The organism is Mesorhizobium sp. M1365, assembly GCF_040317865.1.
Classification (GTDB): domain Bacteria; phylum Pseudomonadota; class Alphaproteobacteria; order Rhizobiales; family Rhizobiaceae; genus Mesorhizobium.
Genome location: NZ_JAMYLG010000005.1, coordinates 84,560 through 95,876, shown reverse-complemented (window position 1 = coordinate 95,876; position 11,317 = coordinate 84,560). Strand labels below are relative to the sequence as shown.

Here is an 11,317-nt window from a genome sequence, read left to right as displayed (position 1 = left end):
CAATGAGAGTCGTGTAACGAAAGGGGAACAGCAATGAAAAAGACCATACTTCAGATCACCACCGCGCTCGCACTGCTGACAGCGGCCGGCGCAGCGCAAGCCGCCGATTGCAAGATCACCGTCGGCCTCGTCATGGAACTGACAGGCCCGGCCGGCGAGTACGGCCAGGCCGGCGCCAAATCGGTCGAGATGGCCTTCCGCGACATCAACGATGCGGGTGGCGTCCGCGGCTGCGATCTCGCAACCGACACGCGCGACAGCCAGAGCCAGGGCAACATTGCGGTCGACGCCGCGACGCAACTCGTGCAGGTCAAGAAGGTGCCAGTGATCATCGGCGGCATCATCTCCTCGGTGTCGATCCCGATCCTGACCTCGGTCACCGCTCCGGCCAAGATAGTCCAGGTGTCGCCTGCTTCCTCGTCGCCGACGCTGACGGCGCTCGGGCGCGACGGCAAGACCAACGGCATCTTCTTCCGCACCATCACATCTGATGCGCTGCAGGGCGTCGCCGCCGCCAAATATGCCATCGACAAAGGCTTCAAGAAGCTGGCGGTCATCCACGTCAACAACGACTTCGGCGTCAACATGGTGGCGGAATTTTCGCGCGCCTATAAGGCACTCGGCGGCACCATCGTCTCCGACACGCCCTACAATGAAAAGCAGTCGAGCTATGCCTCGGAAGTGACGGCGGCGATGGCCGGCGAGCCCGACGGGCTTTATCTCGTCAGCACGCCTGTCGACGGCGCAACCATCGCCCGCACCTGGATTTCGCAGGGCGGTGTCCAGAAATTCCTGCTCAATGACGGCATGAACAGCCCGGACTTCATCGAATCCGTTGGCGCGGATTATCTGAAGGATGCGTACGGCACTTCCTCCGGCACCAGCCCGACCGCATCGACCGAGTATTTCACTAAGAACTACAAGGAATTTTCGGGCATCGAACCGTCGAACCCGGCGGCCGACCGGTCGTATGATGCCGGCGCCATCGTCGGCCTGGCCATCGCCATTGCGGGCTCCGAGGATCCAGCCAAGATCAAGGAGGCGATATACAAGGCGGTCGACCCGGCCGGCACGCCGATCTATGCCGGCAAGGACGAGTTCGCTAAGGCGCTCGGCCTGATCAAGGATGGCAAGCCGATCCGCTACGAAGGCGTCATCGGCCCGGTCGCCTTCGACAAATACGGCGACATCACCGGCCCGTTCCGCCTCTGGAAGATCGTCGACGGCAAGGTGACGACCGACGGCGAAATGACGACGGATGACGTCAACGCCTTGCAGGCGAAGCTTCAGTAAGCCGCCCATGTCTTGTCCGGCATCGATCCCATTCCATTGAGCTTGATGCCGGACACTTGCATGTCCTGTTGCCGGTCAGGCCGGCCTGGAAACGACCACCGCACCAGCCCAGAGCGGCCTCGGTTCAACGCAGCTTTGACACCACCCACGGTCGAGCCGACGAGATCGGCAATCTCTTCCAGCGAATAGTCGAAGACATCCTTGAGCAGGACGCAGGCGCGCTCCTTGGGCGGCAGATGGATCACCAGCCGCTCGATGGCGCGATCCGCGCCCTGGCCCGCCGTCCAGCGAAATGAAGCTGCCCACGATCAATTTTCTCATCGCGTGTCTCCGGTTGCGCAACAGGCATCCAGTCGGATCCAAGAACCGGCGCAAACGAACCGGCCCGACGGATGACCACAGGATGCTTGCCTGAGACGTTTCCGGTTCGACTTTGGATACGCGTGAGAATCGTTTGAGCTAATAAAGCGGCTTGGCCATATGCCGGGGGGTCGGCCATTCCGTCGTTATCCCCGGCTGCACCGGCCGCTCGAGATAGGTCGACAGGACCACATAGCTTCGGGTCGAGGTGACGCCGGGTGTTTCGTAGAGGCGCGACAGCAGGCCCTCGAGCGCCCGCGTGTCCTCGGTGCGGACCTTGATCAGCATGCATGCGTCGCCGGCCACCGAATGGATCTCCTCGACTTCGGGGTGTTCGGAGATTGCCATCAGCTCCGGCGTCTTTCCCCACCCCTTTGTGTCGATATGGACGAAGGCAAGCAGCGGCTTGTGCACCGCCTTGGGATCGATGATGACCGCGGTGTTGCGGATGGCGCCGCTGCGCCGGAGGCGCTTGACGCGTTCATGGGCTGCCGGCGGTGAAAGGCCGACGCGGTCGCCGAGCTCGGCATAGCTGATCGTGGCGTCGTCGACCAGAACGCCTAATATTTTTCGGTCGGTTGCATCGATATCGCGGGCGGCGGGCCTGTTCTGCGGAATGCCATCTGTTTCTTCATCCATATTAAAATTCCCGATTGATGCAGAATTTAATACGGCCATTATTGCCATATGTCGAACACTGATCAAGTCGCAATATTTACAGCAAGGCCGCCTATCCCGGCCCTCGCTTACCTCCTCACCGGATGCATTGCCGTGATCGGCTCGAACTCGCTGGTGCTCGGTCCGATCGCACCGGCGGTGGCCGCGTCCTTCGGCACAAGCGTGCCGGCGGTTATGATCGCGTCCGCCGCGTTCGGGCTCGGTACGTCGGCGAGCGCCTTGTTCCTGGCGCGCTATATCGATCGGCTTGGCGCCCGTCGCATGCTGCAAGGGGCGTTGCTGCTGCTGGCGATAGCGCTCGTCGCCAGCGCCGCTGCGCCGACCGTGACGACGCTGGTCGCGGCCCAGCTTCTCGCCGGCATCGCTGCAGGTGTCGCCATGCCGGCAATCTATGCCAGCTCCGCCGCGATTGCGCCGCCCGGTCGTGAAAGCGGCACCATAGGCGTCGTGCTGACCGGCTGGACGCTGAGCATGGTCGCCGGCGTTTCGCTGTCGGCCGTACTTGCCGATCTGGTGCATTGGCGCGCCGTTTTCGCGGCGGTCGCGGTGCTCGCAGCACTCGCATTGGCAAGCCTGGCGCTGACGTCGCTGAGCGATGTCAGGAAGAGCGGCCCGGCGCCGACGCCGCTGGGCGCCTTGAGCGTCCCTGGCATAGTGCCGCTTCTGGTTGCCTGCGCCGCCTTCATGACGGCGTTTTACGGCGTCTATGGCTATCTTGGCGATCACCTTCACAATGGCTTGGGACGGCCGGTCAGCGCCAACGGGCTGGCCGCGCTCGCCTATGGCGCCGGATTTGGTGCGGCGGCACTTCTTGACGGCGTCATCGACCGCCTGGGCGCGCGCCGTGTCATGCCGTTTGCCTACCTGCTCGTCGCGGCCGTCTATGTCGCGATTGCCGCGGCGAGCAGTAGTTTCCATCTGACTATAGCGATGATAGCCGTCTGGGGCCTTGCCAATCATTTCGGGCTGAATGTCCTGGTGATGCGCCTGTCCGCGCTCGATCCTGCGCGGCGCGGCACGATCATGGGCTTGAACAGCGCGGTGACCTATCTCGCGGTGTTCGTCGGCACCACGGCGTTCGGACCGCTCTATTCCACGTTCGGTTTTGCAGCATCGGCGGTGATTGCAGCTTTGCTCATGCTAATCGCTGCTGCGGCAGCGGCGTGGCGTTCGCCGAAGCTATAGCGCAGCAAGGCTTGCGTCTCGGTCCCGTCCTTCGATAGATGCTTGGCGGATGAACAATACAACGCTTGAGACAACCGCCGACCCCTCGCCGCACGAGTTGGCTTTTCTTGGAGAGCGGCTTACGGCGTTCAACGACGGTGATGTCGGTGCCTCCGGCAGGAAGACACTGGCCGTGTTCGTGCGCGATGAGCACGGCGCTATTGTCGCCGGCATCTCGGGATACACCGCCTGGGGCTGGCTCTATGTGCAATGGCTCTGGGTCGATGAAAAACTGCGCGGTCACCGCATGGCCGGCAGGATGCTCGAGGCGGCCGAGAGGGAGGCGATCGCGCGCGACTGTCACGGCGCCTGGATCGACACGTTCAATCCCAAGGCCGCCAAGGCCTATGAGCGCCAGGGCTATCAGCCCTTCGGCGTGCTTGCCGATTTTCCCGTCGGCCGCAGCCGCATCTTCCTGCAGAAGAGGCTGAAGCCTGACTAGCCGGCAAGGCGTCCGCCGCACATCGGCTTTGGCACGCCGGTCGTACTGGGGAAGCTGATCGGCAAGCCCCTGAGCACGCGCACTGCCAGGAACGCAAAACACTCCGCCTCCACCGCATCGCCCTTCCAGCCAAGCGCCTCGGCCGGAACCGCTTCGACGCCAGCGCGGCTGGCAAGCATGGCCATGATCGTTGGGTTGTGTCGACCGCCACCGCTGACCACCAGCCGCTTCGGCCGGCGCGGCAGAAGATCGAGCGCCTTGCCGACGGCGGCCGCGGTGAAGGCCGTCAGCAGGGCTGCGCCATCCTCGGCGTTCATTCCGTCCGCCATCGAGGCGCCGAAATCGAAACGGTCCAGCGATTTCGGATAGGGTTTGGTCAAATACGGATGCTGCAGGAGCTTGGCCAGCCGTGCCTCGTCGACCGTGCCGGCGCGGGCAAGGGCGCCGTCGCGGTCCATTTCGCCGAGCCCCTTCGATTTGATGAAATCGTTCAGCGGTGCGTTGGCGGGCCCGGTGTCGAAGGCAACAACATTGTCCGTGCCATCCCACCAGGTGATGTTGGCGACGCCGCCGAGATTGAGCACCGCCGTGTCGCCGGTGGTGTCGGCTTCGCGCAGCAGCGCGGCGTGATAGGCGGCCGACAGCGGCGCGCCCTGGCCGCCGGCGCGCATGTCGGCCGAGCGGAAGTCATAGGCGACCCTGGTGCCAAGGATGGCATGCATCAGCTCGCCGTCGCCAAGCTGGCGGGTCTGGCCCAGTCGGCCCACTTGCGGGGCACGGTGCAGCACGGTCTGGCCGTGGAAGCCGACGACCCCTATATCGGCCATCGTCAGCCCGTGGCTTTCGACCAGATCCTTGACTGCCGCGGACTGGGCGCGCGTCAGCGCTTCCTCTGCCTCATCGAAGATTGCCGGTTCCGGCCCTGTGAAATTCCAGCTCCTTGCCTGCCGCAGCGTCTCTTCCAGCAAGCTCCGGATCGACTGCGGGTAGGGGGCAAGCGTGTAGATGCCGAAGTCGTCAATCCGTTCGCCGTCGGTCTTGATCAGCGCGACATCGATATTGCCGTCCAGCACGGTGCCGGTCATCAGGCCGACGGCCCACATGGGTTCGCCATTTTTCGGATTCATGGTTGTCAGGCTCCGTTGACGAGATCGCCGACCGCTTGGCGAAGCGCTGCGATCCCGCTGTTGAAATGACGTGTCGGATGGATCCGGTTGGTGAGCAAGGTCCAGGCTCTGCCTTTGTCGAAGTCGACCCACAGCCCGACACCGGTAAAGCCGGTATGCCCGATGGTTTCGGGGCTGCATAACCGGCCGCCGGACCAGCCTTCGTAGGGTCGCTCCCAGCCATGGGTGCGGGTTGCCGACAAGGGCGTGCGCATTAGCGCGATCGAACGCTGCGACGGGCCGGTCCCGTCCAGCAGCCCTTGCGCAAAGTCGAGGACCGAAGCCGCCATTCCGAACAGGCCGGCGTGACCGGCACCTTGCAAGGCCGAGCAATTGTCGTCGTGGACTTCGCCGCAGAGCACGCGATGACGCCATGTGCAGTCTTCGGTCGCCGCCGCTTGATCCCGTTCGGCGGAGAACGCGAAGCCCGGACCGGGATCCATCTCGCGAATGGTCTTGCCAGACAGGCGCTCCAGGACGAAGCCGAGCAGGATGAAGTTGATATCAGAATAGACCGGCTCGCCAGCCTGCCATTCGCGCTGCAGGATGAAGGCGCGCAGCAGGTCCGGATCGTGGCCATAGGTGTAGATCGGCGCGACGGCGGGAAACGGTGTCTGATGGCCGAGACACTGGCGAAACGTTACGTTCCGTTCCCAGGCTTTTTCGTCATATTGGCGAAGGTCGGGCAGGACGGAAATCAGCGGCGCGTCGAGGTCGATGACGCCTTCTTCCGCCAGTGCCAGGATACGCGACGTGGTGAAGATGATTTTGGTCAGCGAGGCCAGGTCGAACCATGTCCCGACATGCATCGGCCGTATCTTGGGCACGGTTTGAGCCCAACCGATTGCCCGGACGATGCGTTCGCCGTCCCCGTCAACTATGCCGAGCACGCCGCCCGGAATGCGCGATGCGGCCACGGCCGCTTCGAGCGGGGCGAATGCGCGGGAGAAGAAATCATGGTCGATCAACTACGCCTCCGTTTGAAAGGCAGCGATGGGGCTGTCCCTCCGGCCTTTCGTATCCTTGGGCGACAATCATCACACTTCCACCCGTGCTCTATGATCCGGCCCGAATTGCTGCCAATTAGCCGGCCCCGGCTCAAACCCCAGCGGACGCACGAGCGAGGGGACCTGGCGCGTGTCCAGCTCGAAACGTTCATGCCGCCGGTCTATAGTAGGAACGGCCGCGATAAGCTGTTTGGTATAGGAGTGCTTCGGCTCCGAGAGCACCGATCTGGCATCGCCGATCTCGACAATCTGGCCGGCATAGATGACCGCGATGCGATGGGCGATCCGCTCGACGACAGCCATGTCATGCGAGATGAACAGATAGGCCAGCCCGAATTCACGCTGCAGCTCGATCAAAAGCTCCAACACCCTGGCCTGCACCGACACATCGAGCGCCGAAACCGCTTCGTCGAGGACGACAACCGAAGGATTGAGCATCAGCGCGCGAGCGATGCACAGGCGTTGCCGCTGGCCGCCGGAGAATTCGTGCGGATAGCGCTGCAGGCTGTTTTCCGGAAGGCCGACGCGTTTCAGCAGCGCGGCCATTTTCGCCCGCGTTTCAGCAGTTATCCGTCCGCCGGTAGCGATCACAGGCTCTGCGAGGATGCTTTGGATGGTGAGTCTGGGATTGAGCGAGCCATAGGGATTCTGGAACACCATCTGCATGGGCAGGGTGCTCTGCCCGGCGACGGGCTTGCGCGTGCTGGCCGAGATTGTGCCGTGCGTCGGGCGCACCAGCCCCAGAATCGCGCGGGCGGTAGTGGACTTTCCGGAACCGCTCTCGCCGACGACCGCCAATGTCTCGCCCGGCATTAGCTCGAAATCCACCCCGTCCACCGCGTGCAGGGCACCGCTGGCGCGGCTGAAAAACCCAGCCTTGACCGGAAACCGCACTACGAGGCCATCGACCTTCAGCGCCGGGTCGGCAGCTTTTTGCGTTTCGCGTTGCACGTCCTTGCGTGCGGCACTGCCGCCGGCGAAATGCGGCACCGCATGAAGCAGATGCCGCGTATAGGGATGCCGCGGATCGTCCAATATCTGGTTCAATGCGCCCTGCTCGACAGCTTCTCCGCCCTGCATCACCATCACCTTGTCGGCGATGCCTGCAACCAGACCGATGTCGTGGGTGATGAAGATCATCGACATCCCGGTTTCCTGCTTTAATTCGGCGAGCAGCGCCATGATCTGCGCCTGCACCGTAACATCCAGCGCCGTCGTTGGCTCGTCGGCAATGAGCAGGCGCGGGTTGCACGCAATCGCCATGGCGATCATCACCCGCTGCAGCATGCCGCCCGACAGCTGGTTGGGCGTGTATTTCAGCCGCCTCGCTGCGTCGGGAATACGGACGCGGTCGAGCGCGTCCTTGGCTGCCGCCGTTGCTTGTCGTCCGGTCAGGCCGCGATGCAGGCGAAACGATTCCTCGATCTGCCAGCCAATGGTCAGCACCGGATTGAGCGAGGTCATCGGCTCCTGGAAGATCATGCCGATTTCGCCCCCGCGGATCTTCGTCAATTGCGGCTCGGCTGCGGCTGTCAGGTCGAAGGTGCTGCCGTCGGCCCGCCTCAGCTTGATCGACCCGCCGGTGATGCGGCCGCCGCCATAATCGACAAGGCGATTGATCGACAGCGCCGTAACCGATTTGCCCGAGCCGCTTTCGCCGACGATGGCCAGCGTTTCGCCGTCGGCGAGATCGAAGCTGACGCCGCGCACGACCTCATTGGCTTGCGGGTTGCGGCCGAAGCCGACGCGCAATCCGCTGACGGACAGCAGCGGGATCATGCGATCGATCTCCGCATCTTCGGGTCGAGGACATCGCGCAACGCATCGCCGAGCAGGTTGAAACCGAGGATGCCGATCATGATCGCCACGCCCGGGAAGATCATCAGCCAGGGAGCTGTCTCCATCAGATTGCGGCTGTCGCTCAGCATCAGGCCGAGCGACGCGGCGGGCGGCTGCGTGCCGAGCCCGAGGAAGCTTAAGCCGGCTTCGGTCAGCAGTGCCCAGGCCAGCGCCAGCGTCACCTGAACCGTCAGTGGCGCCACCAGATTGAGCAGCAGATGCCGTGTTACGATATAGCCCGCACTGCTGCCGAACGTGCGGGCCGCGTCGACGAATTCGCGCGCCTTGAGCGACAGAGCCGGACCTCGCACGACGCGCGTGAAGATCGGTGTGTAGACGATGGCGATGGCAATGACGCTGGTCGAGGTTCCCGGTCCCGCAACCGCGACGATCAGCAGCGCCAGCAGGATCGCCGGGAACGCCAGCACAACGTCCATGATGCGCATCACTAGGCCGTCCCAGCGGCGCCCGAACCAGGCTGCCGCCAGCCCGAGCACGGTGCCGGCCAGTGTCGCGACGGCGACCGAAAAGAAGGCCACGATGAAGGACTGGCCGATCCCGGTCATCAGCCGACTTGCGACATCGCGGCCGAACAGGTCCGTGCCCATCCAGTAGGTGCCGTCAGGCGCATGCAGCCGTTCGACCCGGTGCTGCGTCAGCGGATTGTGCGGCGTCAGCCCCAGCATGCCAAGCACGGCAAGCAGCAGATAAAGCGCAACGATCGCACCACCGATGCGGCCACTGGGATGCGCAAATATAGCCCGCAATGTCGCCATCAGTGCTCGCTTAGCCGGATACGCGGGTCGAGCGCGACATAGGCAAGGTCGACGAGGAGATTGACGATCATGAAGTTGAAGGCGATGAACAGCACGCTTCCCTGCACCAGCGCGTAGTCGCGCTGCAGGATGGCATCCAGCACCATGCGGCCGAGACCGGGCAGCGCATAAATCTGCTCGACGATGACAGCTCCGCCCAGGAGGTAGCCGAACTCTATGCCGCTCAGTGTCACGACCGGGATGAGCGCGTTGGGCAAGGCATGCCGCCAGATGACGCCGCGCGCCGAAACGCCCTTGCTGCGCGCCGTCCTGACATAGTCGTCGCTGAGCACATCGAGCATCGCCGAACGCGATATGCGGGTCACCGAAGCCGCGAAGGCAAATCCAAGCGTGACCGCAGGCAGCAACAGCTGGCCGAGATTGCGCAGCGGATCCTGCCACAGCGGCGAAAACTCGCCCATCGCCGGCAAAACGCCAAACCCCGCCGACAGCGTGTAGATGATCAGCAGGGCAAGGACGAAGTTCGGCGTCGACTGCCCGATCATTGCGACAACGCGCACGCCGAGGTCGGACAGCTTTTCGTTATGGGTGGCGGCAAAGATCCCCGCCGGCATGCCGACAAGCAGGGCGATGACCATCGACAGCAGGGCGAGTTCCAACGTTAGCGGGAAACGCTCGAGGATGACGTCGAGCACCGGCCTGCCATAGGTGGACGAAAGGCCGAGATTGCCTTGGAAAAGACCAAGCAGCCAGCGCCAGTACTGGATGAACCAGGGCTGGTCGATGCCGAAATAAGCTGCAAGCGCATCGCGCTGCTGCGGCGTCAGCAGGCCGGCTTCGGTCCCCAGCATTGCCGTGATCGAATCGCCCGGAACCATCCGGATCGCCAGGAACACCACGATGGACACGCCAAGCAGGACGAGAGGGAAGGTCGCCAGTCGCCGCATCAGATAGTTCACGCGAAGAATATCCTCTCGTCCGGCATCAAAGCAGCTACTGGATCGTCACCTTGGCGAGGCTGAACAGCGAGCCTGTCGGCACCGGTTCGAATCCTGCGATATTCTTCTGCTGTGCCGTGTAGCTGTAGGACGTGTAGAGCCAGATCCAGGGCGACATCTCAGTGATGTGCTTCTCGAAGTCGGCGAAGATCGCTTTGCGCGCTGCCGGGTCGGTCTCGGTGCGGCCCTTCTGCATAAGACTGTCCAGCGTGTCGTCGATATAGTTCGCCACCTTCTGCAGATTGCCCGTCTTGGTCCAGTAGCGGTTGTACATAGTGTAGGGATCGGCCCTGCCGCCGTTCAGCGCGACGGCCATGTCGAAATCGCCCTTCAGCCAGGCGTCGACATAGACGTTGAGCTCCATCATCTTGATGTCGAGCTTGACGCCGATTTCTGCGAGTTGCGACTGGATCACCTGGGCTTCCGCCGCTGCCGTCGGCGGCTCGCCGGTGGCGCCGATCACGGTCGCCGAAAAGCCGTCGGCATAGCCGGCTTGGACCATCAACTGCTTGGCCTTCCCAATGTCGCGCTTATAGCAGAACAACTGCTTCGGATCGGTCGCCAGTGCCGGGATGGTCAGCGGGCCGGTGACCTTGCCTTCGCCGAGCGAGGCGGTGTCCAGCACTTCCTGCCGGTCGATGGCGCAGGAAATCGCCTGACGCACCTTGAGTTCGGTCATCGGCTTGCGGGAGGGATTGAGCTGCAGCACGTGATAGGCAAGCACCGGCACGCGGTTCAACTGCAGGCTGGCTTCCTTGGGCACCAGCGTGGCGACAAGCGGATCGTTGAGCAGGGCAAAATCGATCTGCTTGGTGCGCATCGCAGCCAGGATTGCCGTCTCGTCCGGCAGCACGCTGATATCGATGCCGTCGACGCCGGTCGCGCCGCCTGCCCAGTCCTTGTTGGCGACAAGCACTTCCTTGGAATTCGGATCCCATTTTTCGAGCTTGAACGGACCCGAGCCGATCGTTGTCGTGCCGATCGAGCCGGCCGCGATTTCGCTTGCCGGGACGATCGCCGCATTGACGTCGCTCATCGCCGTCAGGATCGGCACGTCCGGCTGCGAGAGGTGGAACACGACGGTGGCTGGATCGGGCGTGTCGATGCTGGCGATCGAGAGAAAGTTGGCGCGCGCCGCAGCACCCGTCTTCTCGTCGAGTATGCGCTCGAACGATGCCTTGACGTCGGCCGAGGTCACGGCGGCGCCGTTCTGGAATTTTGCTTTCGGATTGAGCTTGAAGCTCAGCTCCTTGCCGTCCGGCGAGAACTGCCATGAATCGGCAATCGCGGGCGTGATTTGCAGGTTTGCGTCGAGCCGCACCAGCGGTTCGTAGATCAGCTCCAGCAGCCGCAGTGAGGAGAATGCGGTCTGCTTGTGCGGATCAAGACCGGTGGCGTCCTGCGACCACGCCATATGCAGCGTCGCCGCACTCGCCTGCACCGGTAGCGCGGCGATGCCAACCATTGCCGCGAGCGTCATGCCGGAAAGCAGTTTCTTGCCAACGTGCCGTACCATTGTCGTCTCCCATTATTG

At 63.3% G+C, this 11,317-nt stretch carries 11 protein-coding genes; 3 read left to right on the top strand and 8 right to left on the bottom strand.

All coding sequences use genetic code 11. The features are described 5' to 3' along the window. The first annotated feature begins 33 nt into the window (after nucleotides 1-33). Complete coding sequence (locus NKH04_RS08210; protein ID WP_353044212.1) at nucleotides 34-1,293, top strand: ABC transporter substrate-binding protein; 1,260 nt, start codon at nucleotides 34-36, stop codon at nucleotides 1,291-1,293. On the opposite strand, the gene NKH04_RS08205 is transcribed toward NKH04_RS08210, so the two are convergent. Together NKH04_RS08205 and NKH04_RS08200 are read right to left on the bottom strand one after the other, a co-directional pair. Further along, nucleotides 1,287-1,550: a sigma-70 region 4 domain-containing protein gene (locus NKH04_RS08205; protein WP_353044249.1), complete on the bottom strand. Its 264-nt coding sequence runs from the start codon at nucleotides 1,548-1,550 to the stop codon at nucleotides 1,287-1,289. The two genes, NKH04_RS08210 and NKH04_RS08205, sit on opposite strands and share 7 nt — an antisense overlap. A 202-nt stretch (nucleotides 1,551-1,752) precedes the next feature. Next, complete coding sequence (locus tag NKH04_RS08200; protein ID WP_353044211.1) at nucleotides 1,753-2,292, bottom strand: Lrp/AsnC family transcriptional regulator; 540 nt, start codon at nucleotides 2,290-2,292, stop codon at nucleotides 1,753-1,755. Nucleotides 2,293-2,340: 48 nt separating this feature from the next. Between NKH04_RS08200 and NKH04_RS08195 the strand changes: the two genes are divergently transcribed. Together NKH04_RS08195 and NKH04_RS08190 are read left to right on the top strand one after the other, a co-directional pair. After that, nucleotides 2,341-3,516 carry an MFS transporter gene (locus NKH04_RS08195; protein WP_353044210.1) on the top strand — a complete coding sequence of 392 codons (1,176 nt, stop codon included), beginning with the start codon at nucleotides 2,341-2,343 and terminating at the stop codon, nucleotides 3,514-3,516. Nucleotides 3,517-3,565: 49 nt separating this feature from the next. Then, nucleotides 3,566-3,997 (top strand): GNAT family N-acetyltransferase, encoded by a 432-nt coding sequence (locus NKH04_RS08190; RefSeq protein WP_353044209.1) that lies wholly within the window; start codon nucleotides 3,566-3,568, stop codon nucleotides 3,995-3,997. Here NKH04_RS08190 and NKH04_RS08185 read toward each other — a convergent pair. The 6 genes from NKH04_RS08185 to NKH04_RS08160 all read right to left on the bottom strand — a co-directional run bounded on the left by NKH04_RS08185 (nucleotide 3,994) and on the right by NKH04_RS08160 (nucleotide 11,299). After that, complete coding sequence (locus tag NKH04_RS08185; protein WP_353044208.1) at nucleotides 3,994-5,124, bottom strand: anhydro-N-acetylmuramic acid kinase; 1,131 nt, start codon at nucleotides 5,122-5,124, stop codon at nucleotides 3,994-3,996. The two genes, NKH04_RS08190 and NKH04_RS08185, sit on opposite strands and share 4 nt — an antisense overlap. Nucleotides 5,125-5,129: 5 nt before the next feature. Continuing rightward, entirely contained in the window at nucleotides 5,130-6,131 is a 1,002-nt protein-coding gene (locus NKH04_RS08180) for a serine hydrolase domain-containing protein (protein WP_353044207.1), read from the bottom strand. A 69-nt stretch (nucleotides 6,132-6,200) separates the two neighbouring features. After that, a complete protein-coding gene (locus tag NKH04_RS08175; RefSeq protein ID WP_353044206.1) occupies nucleotides 6,201-7,949 on the bottom strand; it encodes an ABC transporter ATP-binding protein in 1,749 nt (582 codons plus the stop codon). Then, nucleotides 7,946-8,785, bottom strand: a complete 840-nt coding sequence (locus NKH04_RS08170) for an ABC transporter permease (protein ID WP_352452396.1) — start codon at nucleotides 8,783-8,785, stop codon at nucleotides 7,946-7,948. Before NKH04_RS08170 ends, NKH04_RS08175 begins: the two co-directional genes overlap by 4 nt. After that, nucleotides 8,785-9,744 (bottom strand): ABC transporter permease, encoded by a 960-nt coding sequence (locus NKH04_RS08165; protein ID WP_352819084.1) that lies wholly within the window; start codon nucleotides 9,742-9,744, stop codon nucleotides 8,785-8,787. Before NKH04_RS08165 ends, NKH04_RS08170 begins: the two co-directional genes overlap by 1 nt. Before the next feature lie 34 nt (nucleotides 9,745-9,778). Then, nucleotides 9,779-11,299 carry an ABC transporter substrate-binding protein gene (locus tag NKH04_RS08160; protein ID WP_353044205.1) on the bottom strand — a complete coding sequence of 507 codons (1,521 nt, stop codon included), beginning with the start codon at nucleotides 11,297-11,299 and terminating at the stop codon, nucleotides 9,779-9,781. Nucleotides 11,300-11,317 lie beyond the last annotated feature (18 nt).

What these genes read in the sequence shown, in the direction of transcription:
- NKH04_RS08195 (WP_353044210.1), top strand. Translation starts at nt 2,341, where the DNA reads ATGTCGAACACTGATCAAGTCGCAATATTTACAGCAAGGCCGCCTATC.
- NKH04_RS08160 (WP_353044205.1), bottom strand. Translation starts at nt 11,299, where the DNA reads ATGGTACGGCACGTTGGCAAGAAACTGCTTTCCGGCATGACGCTCGCG.
- NKH04_RS08170 (WP_352452396.1), bottom strand. Translation starts at nt 8,785, where the DNA reads ATGGCGACATTGCGGGCTATATTTGCGCATCCCAGTGGCCGCATCGGT.
- NKH04_RS08210 (WP_353044212.1), top strand. Translation starts at nt 34, where the DNA reads ATGAAAAAGACCATACTTCAGATCACCACCGCGCTCGCACTGCTGACA.
- NKH04_RS08185 (WP_353044208.1), bottom strand. Translation starts at nt 5,124, where the DNA reads ATGAATCCGAAAAATGGCGAACCCATGTGGGCCGTCGGCCTGATGACC.
- NKH04_RS08190 (WP_353044209.1), top strand. Translation starts at nt 3,566, where the DNA reads ATGAACAATACAACGCTTGAGACAACCGCCGACCCCTCGCCGCACGAG.
- NKH04_RS08200 (WP_353044211.1), bottom strand. Translation starts at nt 2,292, where the DNA reads ATGGATGAAGAAACAGATGGCATTCCGCAGAACAGGCCCGCCGCCCGC.
- NKH04_RS08175 (WP_353044206.1), bottom strand. Translation starts at nt 7,949, where the DNA reads ATGATCCCGCTGCTGTCCGTCAGCGGATTGCGCGTCGGCTTCGGCCGC.